The sequence below is a fragment of the Orrella dioscoreae genome (assembly GCF_900089455.2).
GTDB classification, from domain to species: Bacteria; Pseudomonadota; Gammaproteobacteria; order Burkholderiales; family Burkholderiaceae_B; genus Orrella; species Orrella dioscoreae.
The window spans coordinates 1,993,807-2,010,997 of the sequence record NZ_LT907988.1; the positions used below are offsets into that span (position 1 = coordinate 1,993,807).

At 63.0% G+C, this 17,191-nt stretch carries 27 protein-coding genes; 18 read left to right on the top strand and 9 right to left on the bottom strand.

The window, feature by feature from the left end; genetic code table 11:
• Positions 1-51: 51 nt before the first annotated feature.
• The 8 genes from ODI_RS09315 to ODI_RS09350 form a co-directional block, all read right to left on the bottom strand.
• Positions 52-819 (bottom strand): lambda exonuclease family protein, encoded by a 768-nt coding sequence (locus ODI_RS09315; RefSeq protein ID WP_067753026.1) that lies wholly within the window; start codon positions 817-819, stop codon positions 52-54.
• Positions 806-1,801: a recombinase RecT gene (locus ODI_RS09320; RefSeq protein WP_067753027.1), complete on the bottom strand. Its 996-nt coding sequence runs from the start codon at positions 1,799-1,801 to the stop codon at positions 806-808. Before ODI_RS09320 ends, ODI_RS09315 begins: the two co-directional genes overlap by 14 nt.
• Before the next feature lie 22 nt (positions 1,802-1,823).
• Complete coding sequence (locus tag ODI_RS09325) at positions 1,824-2,114, bottom strand: hypothetical protein (protein ID WP_067753029.1); 291 nt, start codon at positions 2,112-2,114, stop codon at positions 1,824-1,826.
• Positions 2,111-2,515, bottom strand: coding sequence for a hypothetical protein (locus tag ODI_RS09330; protein ID WP_067753032.1), 405 nt, complete (start codon positions 2,513-2,515; stop codon positions 2,111-2,113). Before ODI_RS09330 ends, ODI_RS09325 begins: the two co-directional genes overlap by 4 nt.
• A gap of 1 nt (position 2,516) precedes the next feature.
• Positions 2,517-3,263 (bottom strand): pentapeptide repeat-containing protein, encoded by a 747-nt coding sequence (locus ODI_RS09335; protein WP_067753035.1) that lies wholly within the window; start codon positions 3,261-3,263, stop codon positions 2,517-2,519.
• Positions 3,264-3,306: 43 nt separating this feature from the next.
• Positions 3,307-3,615 (bottom strand): hypothetical protein, encoded by a 309-nt coding sequence (locus ODI_RS09340; RefSeq protein ID WP_067753038.1) that lies wholly within the window; start codon positions 3,613-3,615, stop codon positions 3,307-3,309.
• 288 nt (positions 3,616-3,903) lie between these two features.
• A complete protein-coding gene (locus tag ODI_RS09345) occupies positions 3,904-4,401 on the bottom strand; it encodes an HNH endonuclease (RefSeq protein ID WP_067753041.1) in 498 nt (165 codons plus the stop codon).
• Positions 4,402-4,577: 176 nt separating this feature from the next.
• Positions 4,578-5,270, bottom strand: a complete 693-nt coding sequence (locus tag ODI_RS09350; protein WP_067753044.1) for an XRE family transcriptional regulator — start codon at positions 5,268-5,270, stop codon at positions 4,578-4,580.
• A gap of 78 nt (positions 5,271-5,348) precedes the next feature.
• Here ODI_RS09350 and ODI_RS09355 point away from each other — a divergent pair, with 78 nt between their 5' ends.
• Together ODI_RS09355 and ODI_RS09360 are read left to right on the top strand one after the other, a co-directional pair.
• Positions 5,349-5,573, top strand: a complete 225-nt coding sequence (locus tag ODI_RS09355) for a hypothetical protein (protein ID WP_067753047.1) — start codon at positions 5,349-5,351, stop codon at positions 5,571-5,573.
• Entirely contained in the window at positions 5,566-5,883 is a 318-nt protein-coding gene (locus ODI_RS09360) for a hypothetical protein (protein WP_067753050.1), read from the top strand. Before ODI_RS09355 ends, ODI_RS09360 begins: the two co-directional genes overlap by 8 nt.
• 4 nt (positions 5,884-5,887) lie before the next feature.
• Here the strand turns inward: ODI_RS09360 and ODI_RS22420 are convergent, their stop codons facing one another.
• The gene (locus tag ODI_RS22420) at positions 5,888-6,055 is read right to left on the bottom strand and encodes a hypothetical protein (protein WP_173719650.1); all 168 of its coding nucleotides are present in this window, start codon (positions 6,053-6,055) and stop codon (positions 5,888-5,890) included.
• Between the two features lie 86 nt (positions 6,056-6,141).
• Here ODI_RS22420 and ODI_RS09365 point away from each other — a divergent pair, with 86 nt between their 5' ends.
• The 16 genes from ODI_RS09365 (at position 6,142) to ODI_RS09435 (ending at position 17,183) form a co-directional block, all read left to right on the top strand.
• Complete coding sequence (locus ODI_RS09365; protein ID WP_067753053.1) at positions 6,142-6,459, top strand: hypothetical protein; 318 nt, start codon at positions 6,142-6,144, stop codon at positions 6,457-6,459.
• 1 nt (position 6,460) lies between these two features.
• Positions 6,461-6,892 (top strand): hypothetical protein, encoded by a 432-nt coding sequence (locus ODI_RS09370; RefSeq protein ID WP_067753056.1) that lies wholly within the window; start codon positions 6,461-6,463, stop codon positions 6,890-6,892.
• Positions 6,889-7,059, top strand: coding sequence for a hypothetical protein (locus ODI_RS22270; RefSeq protein ID WP_157929741.1), 171 nt, complete (start codon positions 6,889-6,891; stop codon positions 7,057-7,059). Before ODI_RS09370 ends, ODI_RS22270 begins: the two co-directional genes overlap by 4 nt.
• A gap of 32 nt (positions 7,060-7,091) precedes the next feature.
• Positions 7,092-7,514: a hypothetical protein gene (locus ODI_RS09375; protein WP_074046794.1), complete on the top strand. Its 423-nt coding sequence runs from the start codon at positions 7,092-7,094 to the stop codon at positions 7,512-7,514.
• The gene (locus tag ODI_RS09380) at positions 7,514-8,359 is read left to right on the top strand and encodes a hypothetical protein (RefSeq protein WP_067753061.1); all 846 of its coding nucleotides are present in this window, start codon (positions 7,514-7,516) and stop codon (positions 8,357-8,359) included. The genes ODI_RS09375 and ODI_RS09380 overlap by 1 nt, the downstream gene beginning before the upstream one ends.
• Positions 8,356-9,699, top strand: a complete 1,344-nt coding sequence (gene dnaB, locus ODI_RS09385) for a replicative DNA helicase (protein WP_067753063.1) — start codon at positions 8,356-8,358, stop codon at positions 9,697-9,699. Before ODI_RS09380 ends, dnaB begins: the two co-directional genes overlap by 4 nt.
• A gap of 2 nt (positions 9,700-9,701) precedes the next feature.
• On the top strand, positions 9,702-10,088 hold the full coding sequence (locus tag ODI_RS09390) for a RusA family crossover junction endodeoxyribonuclease (RefSeq protein WP_067753065.1): 387 nt from the start codon (positions 9,702-9,704) through the stop codon (positions 10,086-10,088).
• A gap of 2 nt (positions 10,089-10,090) precedes the next feature.
• On the top strand, positions 10,091-10,501 hold the full coding sequence (locus tag ODI_RS09395; RefSeq protein WP_067753068.1) for a hypothetical protein: 411 nt from the start codon (positions 10,091-10,093) through the stop codon (positions 10,499-10,501).
• Positions 10,498-10,980: a terminase small subunit-like protein gene (locus tag ODI_RS09400; protein WP_067753071.1), complete on the top strand. Its 483-nt coding sequence runs from the start codon at positions 10,498-10,500 to the stop codon at positions 10,978-10,980. Before ODI_RS09395 ends, ODI_RS09400 begins: the two co-directional genes overlap by 4 nt.
• Positions 10,970-12,403 (top strand): terminase, encoded by a 1,434-nt coding sequence (locus ODI_RS09405; protein WP_067753074.1) that lies wholly within the window; start codon positions 10,970-10,972, stop codon positions 12,401-12,403. The genes ODI_RS09400 and ODI_RS09405 overlap by 11 nt, the downstream gene beginning before the upstream one ends.
• Before the next feature lie 274 nt (positions 12,404-12,677).
• On the top strand, positions 12,678-14,324 hold the full coding sequence (locus ODI_RS09410; RefSeq protein WP_067753077.1) for a portal protein: 1,647 nt from the start codon (positions 12,678-12,680) through the stop codon (positions 14,322-14,324).
• Entirely contained in the window at positions 14,321-14,626 is a 306-nt protein-coding gene (locus ODI_RS09415; RefSeq protein ID WP_098020885.1) for a Bbp19 family protein, read from the top strand. The genes ODI_RS09410 and ODI_RS09415 overlap by 4 nt, the downstream gene beginning before the upstream one ends.
• Positions 14,607-15,347 carry a hypothetical protein gene (locus tag ODI_RS09420; protein WP_157929742.1) on the top strand — a complete coding sequence of 247 codons (741 nt, stop codon included), beginning with the start codon at positions 14,607-14,609 and terminating at the stop codon, positions 15,345-15,347. The genes ODI_RS09415 and ODI_RS09420 overlap by 20 nt, the downstream gene beginning before the upstream one ends.
• An 18-nt stretch (positions 15,348-15,365) precedes the next feature.
• A complete protein-coding gene (locus ODI_RS09425; RefSeq protein ID WP_067753084.1) occupies positions 15,366-16,376 on the top strand; it encodes a major capsid protein in 1,011 nt (336 codons plus the stop codon).
• A gap of 54 nt (positions 16,377-16,430) precedes the next feature.
• Entirely contained in the window at positions 16,431-16,877 is a 447-nt protein-coding gene (locus ODI_RS09430; protein ID WP_067753086.1) for a Bbp16 family capsid cement protein, read from the top strand.
• Positions 16,878-16,880: 3 nt separating this feature from the next.
• Positions 16,881-17,183 carry a hypothetical protein gene (locus ODI_RS09435; protein WP_067753089.1) on the top strand — a complete coding sequence of 101 codons (303 nt, stop codon included), beginning with the start codon at positions 16,881-16,883 and terminating at the stop codon, positions 17,181-17,183.
• Positions 17,184-17,191 lie beyond the last annotated feature (8 nt).

The following is a 17,191-nucleotide window of genomic DNA, read 5'->3' on the forward strand; positions in this document are numbered from 1 at the left end:
AATAGGGTGGCCGGCGCCAGGGGGCCTCGGTTGCGGCGCCGGCCGGGGAGATCAGGCGGCTTTCTGCCGCAGGGTCTGCTCGTAGCTGTCGACCAGGCCGGCGAAGGCCAGCAGGTCATCGACCATCGATTCGATGTAGTCGTCGTCGCGCGCGAACTCGCGCAGCCAGAGCTGTTTACCGATGGGCGCCAGGGCAGGGCAGTACAGGCCCAGGTGCCAGCGCTTGCGGCCCGTGATCCACATGCAGCCTTGCACTTGGTCCATGACCTCGCTGGCGTCGCCGTCGATGTGGAAGGCGCGCAGGCGATCGGGCGCCACGAAGCACTTGTATTCAGAGCCGCCGTCCTCGCCGAAGAGGCCGTCAGCGCTTGCGCCGAACAGGCCGTCATCGGTGAGCACGAACCCAGCGCGGTCGACCACCAGGCCGGTGGCCATCTCGTGCTCCATTCGGGCCTCGGGCTCCAACTCGTGGCCTCGCGCCATCTGCCAGGTCTCGAATCCTTCATCCAGCGGCGCGCCGGCGATGCGCTCGACCGCCAGCCGGAACGCGTAGTTCTTCGCCGTGTCCGACCAGTCGCCGACCTTCTCGCCTGCCAGCGCACGCTTGACCGCCTCGGCGCTGGGCGCGGCCTTGTAGCCGGCCTTCGTGGCGGCTTCCTTTTCAGTCATGCCGGCCTTGACGTAGGCCACATACAAGGCCTGCCGCTCGTCCAACTCGTTGACCCTGGTGCGCGCCGTCTTGAACATGCTGGCCGTGATGGCGCCAGCGCGCGCGGCGTGCCATTCGGGGCTGCCCTGCTCGCAATTAATGATCTGCATGGCCGTCTCCCGCGTTGTCCATTTCCTGAGCGAACTGGCTGACACCCTCGTCGATGGTCTTGCCGTCGTCGGGCGGCGTCTCGGTGCGGGTGGCCTCATCGCGCAGCACGGCGCCGCGCTGGCTCACTGCCGCCTTGAAGGCGTTGTAGAGGCCCTGGTCATTGGTCGGCCTCACCTCGGCCAGACCGTCCTTCCAGACCTTGGCCAGGGCGTCGGCGTCCGGCGCGGCTTCCACCGCCTTCAGCAGGCGCGGCAGCAGATCCGGATCGGCCTGGTGCTGGGCCGTGGTTGCCAGACCTTCACCGCCTTCGGTGTCGAGGTGGTGGATGGCTTGCCTCAGGCGGTCGTTTTTCGGCCAGTATTTGGATGCACGCTTGACCACGGTTTTCTTGGCCATTTCGGACCAGTCCGTGACCCAAGGGCACGATTTTTTCTTGGATACCCATGCCTTCCACGCGCTGCTGCGATCGCGAATGGCGTTCACATCGTCGACAGACATGGTGTCGGTCAGATAGTCGCCGTCGGCCGTCTTCACCACCACATAGACCCCAACGATCTCGCCGCGTTGCTTGGAGAACGGCGCGTAGCGATGCACCGGCTGTTTGTCGAAGCCATCGAGTTCGAAGTGGTCGTGTTCGTGCACGACACGGGCTTGTCCCCAGCGGATTGAGCCGGTCGCGATAGCCAGATCCATCAGGCCCATATAGCTGATGTCCAGGCAGATGCGGCCGTCGCGCGGCACCAAGTACGCTTGCTTCTTTGCAGGATTCAAGCTGATGCCGATGGCGGCAACATTGGTCACCGCGTTGATGACCGACTGCCGGTTTTGCATCGCGATGCCCAGGGCGTAGTCGCTGCCCTGCAGCACCTGGATGGCGAAACCGGCCTCCTTGTCGAAGTTCAGACTTTGGTCGGTCAGCACCGCGGCGAATTCTTCGCGGGTGCCGTAGATGTCCTGCTGGATGACGGCGATATTGTTCATGGTGGGGTGTGATGGAGAAGGGTCAGTGGGAAGCGCTGTTGATCCGCTGCTCGTCGTACCGGTCCAGCGTCGGCCCGATGGCTCCGCACGCGATGGCGATGGCCGCGGCCAGCGCGACGGCCCAGAGCGTGGTCTCGATGCGCTCCTTGGACGACCAGCGCGACGCGCGCGGCTCGGGCGGGTCCAGTTCTGGGGCTTCGACGTCGGGCAGCATCAGCGCCATGGCGAAGACCACCAGCGCGCAGACCACGAACACGGCGGCAGAGGCCAGCAGCCAGGATTCGATGACGGATAGGGGCAGGGCTGGGATCATCGCGACACCTCACGCTTCACCCACACAGCGCGGCCGCCATCCATGCGGTGGTCGGCGATGCTCTCGGCCAGAGCGGCTATGGAAGCCTGCTGCCAGCGCCACCACGCCTCACCGATCTGGCCGAACGTTGAACCAGGCCGGGTGATGGCGCAGGCATCGGCGAATAGCTTTTCCAGGTGCGCGCCGGTGGTGTCGTACAGCTGGTCGGCAACCGGCCATGCGCGCCCCGGCGTGCCGCCGTGAATCCATATCAGGCACAGATCGCGGGCCAGAGCGATGAGAATCTCCTGCTTGGCCTCTTCCACCAGCTCAGCATGGTTCGGGCCCGTGCCCTCGTGAGCAAAGTGCCCGTGGTCCGCCGTGCGCGCCGCGTCGTCGCGGTAGTCGTTAAGGCTCAGCATGTCAGGCCTCTTCGGACTCGGCCGGCTGCTCGACGGGCTCAGCAGGCTTGGCGCCACCCGGCACGGCCGGCGACATGGCGACGATCTGCTGGATGACCGGCTTCCACTTGCGCCACCATTCCAGCGCGCGCTCGTCCATACGGCGGATGCAGTCGTCGCTGAATCCCCACCAGCGTTCCAGCGTGTGGTGCTGGCAGCCGATCTGCATGTGGGTGGCGGTGTAGGTGACGCCCCAGGTTTCCAGTTGCAGGCTCTTGATCTCGGCGCGGTTGCCGGCCGTGTCCCAGATGGACCCCAGTTCGCCCAGGTTGGCACCGCCCAGGTCGGCACCGCCCAGGTCGGCACCGCCCAGGTTGGCATCGCGCAGGTCGGCACCGCCCAGGTTGGCACCGCGCAGGTTGGCACCGCGCAGGTCGGCACCGCCCAGGTTGGCATCGCGCAGGTCGGCACCGCCCAGGTTGGCACCGCGCAGGTTGGCACCGCGCAGGTCGGCACCGCCCAGGTTGGCATCGCGCAGGTCGGCACCGCCCAGGTTGGCACCGCGCAGGTTGGCACCGCGCAGGTCGGCACCGCCCAGGTTGGCATCGCGCAGGTCGGCACCGCCCAGGTTGGCATCGCGCAGGTTGGCACCAGCGGCCACGGACTGCTCCAGCGCCACGCGGGCAATGATCCCGCTTTCGGTGCCCTCGGGCACGTCCGCTTCGAACAGTACAGCGCCGGTGAAGCGGTTTTTGATCTGGTGTTTCATGACTGCTCCTGGCCCCGACAACCGGGGCGGTTGTGGGTGGGGGTCAGGCGGTTTGGCCGGTGGCCTTGGAGATGGCGGCGCGGGCTTTCTGCGCCACTGCGTCAGTGGGGTGCCAGCAGGCGCCCTTCTTTGCCAAGACTTCCTCCAGCGCCTCCAGCAGCTCCGGCGCGGCGGCGATCAGGACGAGGTTCTGGCGAGACACCGATTCGGCGATGAGGTAGCCGCCGTAGTGCTTGTGGTTCTCGTCATCGGCGTATGCAGCGGGTACATCAGCGACAACGGAGTCGCTCGGCTTGCCAATCCGCCAAGGCCCAGGCGTGTGCTTGCAATCCATGTCTTTCTCCAGGTTCATGAAAATGCCCGGACCTAATGGGTCGGCATTCAGATGAATCTGGGGCAGGGCACGCCTGGCTACTACCGTCTTTGACGGCTCCAGGTCGTGCACTGCCCACGCGGCTCTGTCGGCTCGGGGGCTCTCCGCTAACTACCCCATCTTCGCGTCCACCAGATTTCAGCTCTGGCTGGGCATTCCCTGCTGCGTTCACGCTTTGGGCTTGCGGGCGTTTGGTCAGGCAGCGCCACCTACCTACTGCTGTCCGGCCATGCCGGGGTACTGCGGTACTGCTTCCTTGCTGCAGCCCTACTGCACTAGCGGCAGGAAATTTCGCCTGCCGTAAGGCCCGTGCAATTCAAGGCTCTCTACGTCGTATCGGAAGGCGGCTTCAACATCGCTATCGAAACCTCCGATAACTCGTCGCCTTCCCTGCACAGTGATCCTCGCGAAGAACTTCCCTCGCCTGGAGTCCCTGTAAACACCCTTGAAACGGCCGCCGTTATCAGATCGACGGACGCGGTTCATGGCGTTCTGACTGATCGACGCCGCCCTCAGATTCGCTATGCGGTTGTCGCTGGCGTCTCCGTTGATGTGGTCGATCAATTTCGGGAGCCATCCGTGGAAGTGCAGGAACGCGGCTCGATGAACTCGAACCTCTTCCCCGCGCAACCTGAAACACAGACGGCCGAACCGATCCTTCCTTTGCCCAACTTGCTTCCCTGTAGAGCCGTCTTTCAAGCGGCGGAAGAGCTTCCCGGTTTCTGGCTCATAGATCAGTGCTGCAACCAGTTCTTCCCTCGTCATGACGCCTCTCCGTTAACTCCGCGCCCTACTTGGCTGGCTTTCGCCTAGGCGTTCTCTGCTGCGTTGGAAGAATATTAGAACGCTAATCACCGGGTGTCAATAGGAAACTAATAACGTAAGAAAAAAAGTAGCCCGGCAGGACCGGGCTAATAGGTGGCCTTCAGCAATCTGTCGTTTCATCCGCCCTGGCGGTAGACGAATTCCCCATGAATCTTGAGCCGACTCGCATGCTCGGGGTCGACCCGCTCGTCGGGGTACCGACGCTTGTCGGCGTTGCGGCTGCCCAGCACCCAGGAGCCGTCAATCTCTCGGCGCAGTTCCTTGATGCGTAGGCCGTCCGGGTGGTCGATCAGGAAAATTTTCCCGCTGCGAGGCTCGGTTTTGGATGTGTCGAAGATCACAATGTCTCCTTCTACGATGAAGTCGGCCATGCTGTCGCCATCGGCGTAGACGGCTATCGCGTTATCGGGGTTCAGCTTGTACTTTTGGAAGAAGCTGTATTCTTTTACCAGGTGTCCAGTGGGCATGTGTTCGTTGTTATCAAAGCCGCCACCACACGAACCCCGTGCTTCCCAATAGGGAATTTTGCCCACATCACTCGGCGCCAGTTCCTCGGGCACGACCATCTTCGCGCCTCTCGGGATCCGGGATGACTCCCCTTGTCCGGTTGCGAGCCATTCCGCCGACACTCCGAGCGCCCGAGCTATATCCGTAAGCCGCGTGCTGCCTTGGTTTATGCCGTTTTCGATCTGACCGATAAGGCCTTGCGAAACGCCGGACAACCTGGCCAGTCCTCCCTGGGTCAGGTGCTTTTCCTTGCGCTTCTCTCGGAGGCGTTCGCCGATCGACATTTCTTTTACCACCAACATTGCAGATCCCGAAGGTTATTAGCTATCTAAATTAGGGTGCTATTGACATTCAAGATTAGGAAGCTAATAATCGGGGTTATGAAACCCACTTTCCAAGACATGCTCAAGGATCTGGTCTCCCAAGGGATGACCCAGAGCAGCATTGCCGACAGCATCGGCGTCACCCAGGGGGCGATCTCTCAGGTCTTGAATAGCGACGGTCAGCGCGGCTTTCGCTACGAGGCAGGGAAGAAGCTCACCGCGCTTCACAAGCGCCGAACCCGTGCTCCTTCCGGCCCAGCCGTGGAGGTCGAGCATGCATAGCCACGGCGCCCTCGATTTTTCCAATCTCACGCCAGCGCAGGAATGTCTGATCTGCCTACAAGGCTGGCGGATCGGGAGCAAGTATCCCGACGGGTCGATTTGGCCCCAGCCGTCGAAACGCACCGTCAAGAAGCTGATTGAGCGCGGCTTGGTTGTGCTTCGTGAAGTGACCTCGGCGCTCGGCAACGGCATGCGCATGACCGTCACGGAATACGAGGTGCCGCTTCATGTCCACATGGCGTACTGCTTCCAGTGCCCGAGTGCCGCAGATCTGGAATCCCTCACGCCCATAGGCCCCGGCGATGTGTAGGGCCTCAATGCAGCGTCTCCCCGTCGTACGTCTCTCGGCGCACGGGCTCCCGCTCGTCGTACTCGACGCAGAGGCGGTGGAACACATCGCGGATCAGCGCTTCGCTGGCATCCAGGGAAGCGCGAAAGGCGATCTCTCTCGCCTCGGTCAGAAGTTTTTCAGTCGTCGTCACTGCGAACCTCGTTGTGTTGAGGCTTCCAGTGTGTCAAAGGCCGCGTTCAGCGGCATTCACTTTCACTTGAATAGCGTTGAAGCAGCATGAACGCAAACGTAATCCCTATCGCCACGGGCTCGCAGCCTCAAGGCGAGACCCTCATCCGCAAGGCGCTGACCTCCATGACGAAAGCGCAGCGCGCCAAGGTCATGCAGGCCGCTGGCTGGAAGGATGAGTCGTCGATCAACCAGGTCCTGAACGGCAATGCCGGCGTGAAGCTTGAGCAGCTGGACGCGATCCTGGACGTGTTCGGCCTTGCACTCGTCGAGCAGTGGTACATGGACTACCTTGCCCGCGGCAACACCATCGGCGCGAACTGCTGTCGTGCCCGGCTTAGCCAGGGTACGTGCGGAGCGCACTGAGATGAACGCCATTTCCGGAACCCGGCGCGCCATGAAGGAAATGGCTGACGGAACGATCCGCGTGCAGGTGGACATCGACCCGACTTGTCGTGGCGCCTTCCTAACTCTGTTCCCAAACATCGACATGCCTGTGGCGCTGGCGCCGCTTGTCTCCAATTTTGAGCATGCAAAGGGCGTTGACGCTCATAAGCAGGCCGAAGTGAGCGACAAGCCAAAGGGTGGCGATCTCTCGCGCCTAGCGGCGCAGTTGTGCCAGAACCCAGATTTTCTCGCCTTCTTGCAGATGGACTCCGAGGCCGTGGCGGCGGACCACATCAGGGATTGTTGCGGCATAACGTCCCGCTCGGAGCTGGATCACAACGCCATCGCCGCGCAGCAGTTTCATGAGGTGATCCGCAAGCCTTTCCTTGCATGGAAGGAGGGGAGGGCATGAAAACAGCTTTCCTGATCGCCTCTCTTGGGTTCCTGGTCCTGATTGTTTCTTGCCTGTTCTGGCAAATTGGTCGCAGCACCACCTACACCGGTTCTGGGGCCACGCAAACATTCCTGGTGTTCCTTGCCTCATGGCTCTTGGGCTTTGGCGCCGGATGGTTGAAGTGATGTGGAACTCCACCCTCCAGCGCAAGACGCCCATGCGCAGATCCAACCCTGACCGCCAGGAAGGCCTGGGGCACAAGGTTGAGGTCGTCATGGGCTTCTATCGACCCTTGGGTCACAAGCTGCCGGCGCGCCTGCGCAGCGAACAGCACCGCCGCAACGTGGCTGCGCTGGGCTGCCTGGTGACCGGTCAGCCGGCCCAGGCCTGCCATGTCAATTTCGACAAGGGCGGCGCCATGAAGGTCTGCGACAGCCTGTGCTTCCCGTTGAGCCCGGCATTGCACCGTGAACACGACCAAGGTGGTATCCCCAAGGCCGAGCGCCGCCGCCGCGAGTGGGAGTACGTCGACCAAACCCGCGCAATGCTCATGCAGCGCGGCCAGTGGTCGGCAGAGATCGAATTGCACTACCAGCGCGCCATCGAGCCTCTGCGCCGTCTGGTCAAAGGAGACGAGTGATGGCCGGCGACTGGATCAAGATGCGCGGCAACCTGTGGGATGACCCCAGGGTTGCCAGACTGGTGGACCTGACCGATAGCAGCGAAGCCGCCGTGATTGGTGGCCTGTACTGGTTATGGGCGACCGCAGACCAGCACACAGCTGACGGGCTGATGCCCGGCCTATCCACGCGACAGATCGACCGCAAGACGGGGGTGAAGGGGTTGGGTCAGGCCTTGGTTGATATTGGCTGGCTGATCGACCACGAGGACGGCGTGCGCATCGTCAACTTTGAAGATCACAACGGCGCCTCAGCCAAGAAACGCGCTCAGACAGCGAAACGCGTTGCCAATCACAGGATCGGTAACGCTGATGAAACGACGAAGGATGAATCGGGTAACGCACCCAGCGTTACGGGTGCGTTAGCTAGAGAAAGAGAAGAGAAGAATAAAGAAGAACTACCCCCCAACCCCCCTTGCCAGGGGGGAGGAGAGTCCGAACAGCCTCCGGCTGCCAAACCCAAGCGGGAACGCAAGGAGCGCCAGTCCCTGAAAACCTTTCTCGAACGTTGCAAGGCAGCGGGAGAGACGGCAGTCAGTGGCTACAAGCCCTTGCTGGAGTACGTGGACACGGTTGGCTTGCCCCAGGAATTCGTCCAGCTTGCCTGGGACGTTTTCAAGGCTGAACACCTGCCGAACGGCACGAACGAGCGCCGGCTGCAATCCGACTGGCGCCGTCATTTCCTCAACTACGTCACGAAGGGCTACTACCGCCTGTGGTACGCGGATGCTGCGAACAACAGCTACGTGTTGACCACGCAAGGGGTACAGGCCCAGAGGGCGCATGCCCGCAAGGAGGCGGCATGATTGCCAACCTGGACGCCGAGCAGGCCGTCATCGGCGCGCTGCTGCTGGACAACGGCGCTTTCGACCGAATGGGCCATCTGGAGGCGGAGCACTTCTTCCGAGCTGATCATCGCGCCATCTTCCGCGAGGTGTCGTCCTCGATTCTGAGGGGGCAGTCAGTCGATGTGCTGACCCTGATGGACCGCCTGGAAGGGACCGAAGCATCCGACCCGGTGTATCTGCACACCCTGGCGGCAAACACGCCCAGCGCGGCGAACATTGCCCGCTATGCCAGCATCGTCAAGGAGAAGGCCCAGCGCCGCGAACTGGCGCGCGCTTCTGCCGTGGCCGCCGACCTAGCCGAGAACGACATGAGCCGGGATGCGGCCAGCCTGATCGACGGGCTGCAGGGGGAGCTGGAGCGCCTGGCAGAATCCCGTTCCCAGAACGAGCCGGTACGGGTGGACGATGACCTGATCCCGTACCTGACCGAGTTGGAGGAAAGGGCAGAGGGAAAGGTGGCGCTGGCCATCCCCACGGGATTCCCTGATCTGGACAAGCGCCTCAATGGCGGGATTCGCCGCGGCGAGCTGATGGTAGTGGCTGCCCGCCCGAAGATGGGCAAATCGGCACTCGCATTCAACATCGCGCTGAACGCGAGCGTCGACCATTCGGTGCTGATCCTGTCGATGGAAATGCCCCGCAAGCAGATCCATGACCGGAACGTGTCGGTTCTGACGAAGATCCCGCTCAGCAAGCTGTTGAACCCGAGCAAGTTCGATCAGTCCGACTGGACGGAACTCACATCCGCCGTAGAGCGACTCAGGAGCCGCAATCTCAGCCTGGATGACCAAGGAGGTCTGCGCCTCATGGATGTGCGAGCCAAGGCACGCCAGACGCGCCGCAAGCATGGTCTCGACTTGCTGGTGATCGACTACCTCCAACTGATGGAGGGGGAGGGCGACAACCGAAACGCTCAAATCGAGCAGATCACCCGTGGCCTGAAGGCGCTCGCCAAGGAAATGGGTATCGGAATTGTTCTGCTTTCGCAGCTGAATCGAGACCTGGAGCGGCGCCCGAACAAGCGGCCTATGCCGGCCGATCTCCGGGACTCGGGCGCCATCGAGCAGGATTGCGACATCGCTCTTTTCCTCTACCGGGACGAGGTATACAACCCCGACAGCCGGGACAAGGGCATCTGCGAGGTGAATGTGGGACTGATCCGCCAGGGAGAGCCAGGGGTAGTTGGTCTGGTCTACGAAGCCGAGCGGACTTGTTTCAAGAGCCTGGAAATGGGGAGACAGTTCAACCAACCCGAGGCGGAAGGCAAGCGCGTCCGCTACAGCGCATTGAGGGACTGACCATGAACCTCGACCGCCTCACCATCGAATTGCCCTGGCCGGACATGGGGCTCATGCCCAACCGGAAGAACGGTCGGCACTGGACCGCCACGCACGGGAAGATGGCAGCCGCTAGGGACATGGCGGCGCTGGCTGCTCGCCAAGCACTGGGGCGAAACGCCATTCCGTCACAGGGCCGGATGAAGGTCACCCTGACGTTCGTGGCACCGGACCGCCGCCGGCGCGACATCGACAACCTGCTGGCCTGCATGAAGTCGCAGATGGACGGGATCGCCATCGCCCTTGGGGTGGACGACAGTCAGTTCCGCCCGATCACGCTGGATGACGGCCTGGATACCGCCCGGCGGGGATTCGTGCGGGTCGATATAACCGCTGCATCTGAGGTGTAACCATGCGCCTCACGGACTTCGATTGGCCCGAAATCATCCTGGATCTACGCCGGTCCGGAATGGGCCAGCACGAGATCGCCAAGGCCATGGGCCAGGCGGTCGGAGAGTCCATGGTGCGCCAATACCTGGCCGGCGCCACTCCGGCACACTGGCGCGGAGAAATCCTGCTCAGCCTGTGGGAAGAGAAAACCGACAAGACTCGCCAGCAAGCCCCACGGCGTCCCGCCGAAATCCGCCGCGCTGCCGAGCGACGCCCACGCACAGCCCAATCCAACCTGATGCCGTCTGAACACCTGCCCGCAGTGGCCAGGGCCTACGGCATGACCGTCCCCAACCTGATCCAGATGCTGACCAAGCGCCAAACACAGCCCGCACGGGTATCCGAAACACTTTCCCTGCCGGGGTTTGAATGACCAAGACCGAAAAGCCAGCGAAGGCGCCGCGCGGTCGCGCCAGCACCTACCGAGAGGAAGTGGCTGACCAAATCGTCTGGAGACTCGCCGAAGGGGAAACCCTGCGTGACATCTGCCGATCCGAGGGCATGCCGGCGTGGCGAACAGTCTACGATTGGCTGGATGCCCACCCCGAGTTTGCCGCACGCTTCGCGCGCGCGCGTGACCTAGGCTGTGATGCCATCGCCGAACAGACGCTGGAGATCCTGGACGAGAAGCCGGAGCGGACGCTGACAGAGCAGGGCGACAAGATCGACCCGGGGTTTGTGCAGTGGCAGAAGAACCGGGCAGAGCAGCGTCTGAAATTGCTGGCGAAGTGGCATCCCAAGAAGTACGGCGACAAGCAGCAGATCGAGCATAGTGGCTCGCTGAGCATCGCCGACGCCCTGCGAGAGGCCAAACTGCGACGCCAGCAAGGGGAAGGCACCGATGCGGGCTGAAGACGTTACTGCGATAGCCGAGTACGAGCACGACCCTCTGGGGTTCGCCCATGACATGTTCCCCTGGGGAGAGGGCGAGTTGGTGGAGCATACGGGGCCGCGGCAGTGGCAGGCTGACGTGCTGGACTCCATCGGCAGCCATCTGCGCGAACCGTCGACCAGGCACACGCCGCTCAGGGTGGCCGTGGCTTCGGGGCACGGGATTGGAAAGTCCGCCCTGGTGTCTCAGATCCTGAGTTGGGCCATGTCAACCTGCGACGACTGCCGTGTTGTGGTGACCGCCAACACCGAGACGCAGTTGCGAACCAAGACCTGGCCGGAAGTAGGGAAGTGGGCCAGGCTGGCCCGAAATCGTTCGTGGTGGTCGGTGCCAGCCATGTCCATGTACAGCGTGGAGCCGGGGCGGGAAAAGTCCTGGCGGGCGGACGCCACGCCATGGAGCGAGAACAACACAGAAGCGTTCGCGGGTCTGCACAACAAGGGCAAGCGGATCGTCCTGATCTTCGATGAGGCGTCAAGCATTGCCGATAAGGTTTGGGAAGTGGCCGAAGGCGCTTTGACCGACGAAGACACGGAGATCATTTGGCTGGCATTCGGCAACCCGACCCGCAACACGGGCAGGTTCCGTGAGTGCTTCCGCAAATTCCGCCACCTATGGAAGACATTCCAGATCGACAGCCGCACGGTCGAAGGCACCAACAAAGCCTATCTGGACGAGATGGTCCAGGCCCACGGGGAGGACAGCGATATCGTGCGCGTTCGGATTCGTGGCCAGTTCCCGGCCGCGTCGGCCAAGCAGTTCATTTCCACGGCTGATGTGGAGGCGGCTCAAGCCCGACACCTGCGCCCGGAGCAGTACAACTTCGCCCCTGTAATCCTGACCTGCGATCCAGCCTGGGAAGGGGACGACGAGCTGGTCATTGCCAAGCGGCAGGGGCTGCACTTCAAGGTTCTGCGCACCATAGCCAAGAACGACAACGATGTGGAAGTGGCTGCCATCCTGGCCGGACTGGAGGATCAGCACCAGGCCGACGCAGTGTTTATCGATGGCGGCTACGGCACTGGCATTCACTCAGCCGGCAAGACCATGGGCCGACGCCGTTGGCGAATCGTCTGGTTCTCTGGGGAGTCCGCTGACCCTGGCTGCCTGAACAAGCGTGCCGAAATGTGGAAGCTGACTCGCGACTGGCTGAAGGAGGGGGGCGCGCTGCCGCCGGATGACCAGGTGCTGGCCGATGACCTGATCGCGCCCGAGACCGTCGCGAGGCTGGACGGCAAGATCCAGATCGAGAGCAAGAAGGACATGAAGGCTCGCGGGCTGCCATCCCCAAACCGAGCGGACGCGCTGTGCCTGTCCTTTGCGTTTCCGGTTTCCACTGCGAAGGCCAGGGCTGGCCGACCAACTCGGGCAATCATGGATTAGAAACGCAGTTCTCTGCGCGCACGCGCAAACAATCTAGCGGCAATCTGAATTTCCAGTGAGCCGCTATGACCTCCCTGATCTCCGGCCCGAAAACGCCGAAGCTGCCTGACCCGCCTGCCCCCGCCGCCCCGCCCAGCGCCACCGACGCGGCAGCGGCAGGCGACGCTGAAGCGGAGCGTTTGCGCCGTCGCCGCGGTGCGGCCAGCACGATTCTGGCCGGGGAAGCGACCGCAGCTCCTGGCTCCGTCGCCACGAAGACCCTGCTGGGATCCTGATGCAGAACCAGGACGTCGATCTGGTGCGAGAGATCATGGCCGATTGGTCGGCCATGAAGGCGGCGCGCGAGTCGTTTCACGGGCAGTGGAACGAGGTGATCGAGCAGGTCCTGCCGCGCTATCGCAAATTCAACGAGGCCCGGACCAATCAGCCGGGCGAGAAGCGCACCAGCCAGATCTATGACGCGACGCCCATGCTGGCGCTGCGCCACTTTGCTGCGGCGGAAGATTCCTTGATCACGCCCCGGGTGCAGAAGTGGCACCGGCTTGCGGTGTCCGTGGAAGAGCTGAAGGATTCGCCGGCCATCCGTCAGTACCTGGAGCAGGTCACCAATACCCTGTTCGCCCATCGATACCGTTGGCGCGCGAATTTCGCCGCCCAGATCGGCGAGGCGTATGTTAGCCACGGCGCTTTCGGGTCCGGCGGGATCATGATCGATGACGTCCTGGGCGAGGGCATTCGTTATCGGACGCTGAGCATGAGCCGCACCTGGTTCAGCGAAGACGCGTTCGGCATGGTCGACAAATGCTGCCTTCAGTGGGGGCTCACCCTGCGCCAGGCGGCCCAACGTTTTGGGCGGGACGCGCTTACGCCGTCGATGCAGCTGGCGCTAGAAAAGAACCCCGAGACGGTCTATCAGTTCCTGCACGCCATCCGACCGCGCCGCGAACGTGATGACAGCCGGGTGGACAGCCGAAACATGCCGATTCAGTCAGTGTGGCTGTGCCTGGATGCCGGCAACCACGTCGTCCAGCACAGCGGTTATCGCACATTCCCGGCTGCCATCGGGCGCTTCTACGCCACGGACGACTCTCCCTATGGGTACTCGCCTGCCATGGACTCGCTGCCGGACGTGCGCATGCTGAACTCCATGGAGAAGACCAACATCAAGGCCGCGGAGAAAGCAGTCAACCCGCCGCTGATGCTTCCCGATGATGGCGCCCTGGAGGCGTTCGACCTGCGGGCAGGCGCCATGAACTACGGGATGATGACCGATGACGGCAGGCCGCTGGCGGCGCCGCTCAATCTGGGCACGAACGTCCCGCTCGGTATCGACTATGCCAATCAGAAGCGCGAGGCAGTGAATCTGGGCTTCTACGTGACGCTGTTCCAGATCCTGGTGGACAACCACCAGATGACCGCGACCGAAGTGCTGCAGCGTGCCCAAGAAAAGGGCGTTCTGCTTGGCCCGACCATGGGCCGGGTTCAGTCTGAAATGCTCGGCTCGCTCATCACGCGCGAGATCGACATCCTTTCCCATGCCGGCGTCCTGCCGGAAATGCCGCCTGAACTGGTGGAGGCTGGCGGCGCGGTCGAGATCGAGTACGACAGTCCTCTGAACCAAGCAATGCGCGCGGAAGAGGGCGCCAACGTCTTGCGTTGGGCCGAAGCATCTGCGCCATTCATCCAGGCTGATCCGCAGGCTGCCCGCGTCATGAACGCAGGCGCCATCGTGCGCGGCCTGGGAGACGTGTTCAGTGTCCCTCAGAAGTACATGCACACCGATGAAGAGGTGGCGGACATGGATGCTGCCGCAGCGCAGCAAGTCGAAACCGCTCAGATCCTCGAAGCCGCGCCGGTCGCCGCTGGTGCCGCCAAAGACCTCACGGCTGCTGCCGTCAACGCCACCAACGCCCGCATATGAACATCCGCCAGAAGTTCCAGATGATGCTGCGCCGCCGGGCGTCCTACCGGTCAGCGTTTCTCGATCCCGCTGGCCAGCCCACCCAGGCAGGGGCCGCAATCCTCGCCGATCTGGCGCGATTCTGTCGGGCCTATGAATCCACGACGGTCGTGTCTCCCGTGACGCGCACCGTGGATACGCACGCCTCGATGCAAGCCGAAGGCCGGCGCGAAGTCTTCAACCGCTTGACCTACTACCTCAACCTGACTGAAGCCCAGATCTACCAAATGATGGAGCGTGAGAATGCACGGAACTCTGAATAAGCGGGCGCTCTTCGCCCGAATGCTTCGCAACGAAGCCCCGTCCGATGGCGGCCAAGGTGGCAATGGCGCAACGCCGCCAGCCGAAACGCCTCCCGCAGTGACGCCCCCCGCGAATTCGCAGACGACTGCGCCTGCGTGGCACGAAAGTATCGAGGACGAAGGGCTGCGCAAGTTCATCGAAGGCAAAGGGTTCAAGGGTGCTGGTGACGCTGCGAAGGCTCTGCAGGATCTGGAAGGGAAAACGGCCGTTCCGGATTCTGTGGATGCCTACCAGCTACCGGTGCCGGAAGGCCAGGACAAGGCGTTTTCCCAGGTCGCTGCCGGGTGGATGCATAAGGCGGGAATCCCGGTCGCACAGGCGCAAACACTGGCTGCGGCCTGGAACCAGCACCAGGCAGAGCAGCAGCAAGCCGCGGACTTGGCCCGCCAGCAGCAAGGCGAGCGCGACGTGTCGGGCCTCAAGAAGGAGTGGGGTGGCGAGTACGACGCAAATACCGAGCTGGCCCGCCGTGCTGTGCGGACCTTCGGTGCAGACGAGCAGACGCTCGAGAAAATTTCCCAGGCCCTGGGCGACGGTGAAACGCTGCGGTTCTTCCACCGCATCGGCAAGCACCTCGGCGAGGGCACCTTGATACCGGCGGGCGGTGAACGCGGCAATGCCCAACCGGCCGACCCTGAAGCCGCACGAGCCGCTCGGATGTTCCCGAGCATGAAGAAGTGAACTCACTAGGAGAGATCGATGGCCACCATCGGTAACGAATCGCTCAGCATCATCGACGTCGCCAAGCGGCTCGACCCGAACGGCTCCACCGCCGACGTGGCCGAATTGCTGGCGCAGACCAACGAAATCGTCCAGGACATCCCCTGGGTCGAAGGCAACCTGCCCACCGGCAATCGCACGACCATTCGCACTGGCCTGCCGAATACCGTCTGGCGCAAGCTGTATGGCGGCGTGCCCGTCTCCAAGAGCACCACCGCCCAGGTGGACGATACCACGGGCATGCTGACCGCCCGTAGCGAGCCCGACGTCAAGTCGGTTGCCATGGCGAACGATCCGGCTCGATTCCGACTGGATGAGGCCAGTTCGTTTATCGAGGCCATGGGGCAGGACTTCTGCACCACGCTTCTGTATGGCGACACCTCGATCAACCCCGAGCGCTTCTATGGCCTCCAGCCGCGCTACAACGAACTGCCGGGCGTCGGAGCATCGCCTTCGGCTGCCAACGTCATCGATGCCGGCGGCACGGGGTCGGACAACACCTCGATCTACCTGATCGGCTGGGGTCGTACCACTGCGTTCGGCATCTACCCGAAGAACTCCCGCGCTGGCCTGGTCCACCGAGACCTGGGCGAAATCGACGCCTTCGACGTCAACAACGACCGCTATCGTGCCTATGCCGACCTGTTCGAATGGGACTGCGGCCTGGTGGTCAAGGACTGGCGCTATGTTGTCCGCATCGCCAACGTGGACGTCTCGGATGCCAGCTCGGGTACGGGGACCATGGCAAACCAGCGGCTGATCGAACTGCTGATCGATGCCAAGAACCGCATGCCGCGTCTTACCGGCAACATTCAGCCGCGCGTCTACGCCAACCGCACGATCCGCTCGGCGCTGGAAAAGATGGCCCTGAACAAGTCGAGCAACGCCCTCTCGATCCGGGAATCGGCCGGCCAGTTCCAGTCCGATTTCCTGGGCATCCCCATCCGTACGGTCGACCAGCTTCTGAACACCGAAGCGCGCCTGACCTAAACCTGGCAGCCGCCCTTCGGGGCGGCACTACTACCGAATCTCAGGAGAGAAAGCATGATCCTCGATAAGACCAACGAGTTCTCGGACGGCCAGGTTGTCACCGCCACCGCGATCTCCACCAACGTCATCGACCTGAACCCCTCGGCCTCCAATCTGGAGCAGGACATCGGCGCCGGTGAACCTGTGTGGCTGGTGGTACAGGTTGACCAGACCGCCACCGCCGCTGGCGCCGCAACCGTTGCCGTGTCGCTGGAGTCCAGTGCCGCGCCCGGTCTGACGTCCGCACGCACGCACATCACCACTGGCGCTCTGGCCCTCGGCGCCCTGACGGCCGGCAGCGAGATCGCTCGTTTCCGTCTGCCGGGCGGCGATTACCTGCGTTATCTGGGCGTGCGCTACACGGTCGCCACTGGCCCGCTGACGGCGGGCTCGTTCTCGGCCTTCATCGTCAAGGATGCTCAAGCCAACAAGGCCTACGCTTCCGGCTACCAGGTGCTGTAAGCCATGGCCCAGTACATCGCCAAGGAGCGGGGCCAGATCCCCGCCGATGACGTCCAGCCCAGCAAGCGTGCCGATTCCTCGCCCGGCCGCAAGGTGACGCGTATCGTTGAGAAAGGCGAGGTGTTCAACTTCCACGGGAAGCCCGGGAAGTGGATGGAGCCCGTGAAGGGCGGACAGACGGGTAAGGGTGGCCCGGGGGAGTCGACGGGCCGCCAGGGTGGCAGGACCCAGAGCGGCCAGACGGGTCAGGATGGTTCGCAGGGGCAAACGTCGCCAGACGAAAAGCCCGGCCGCGATTCTCAATAATGGACTGA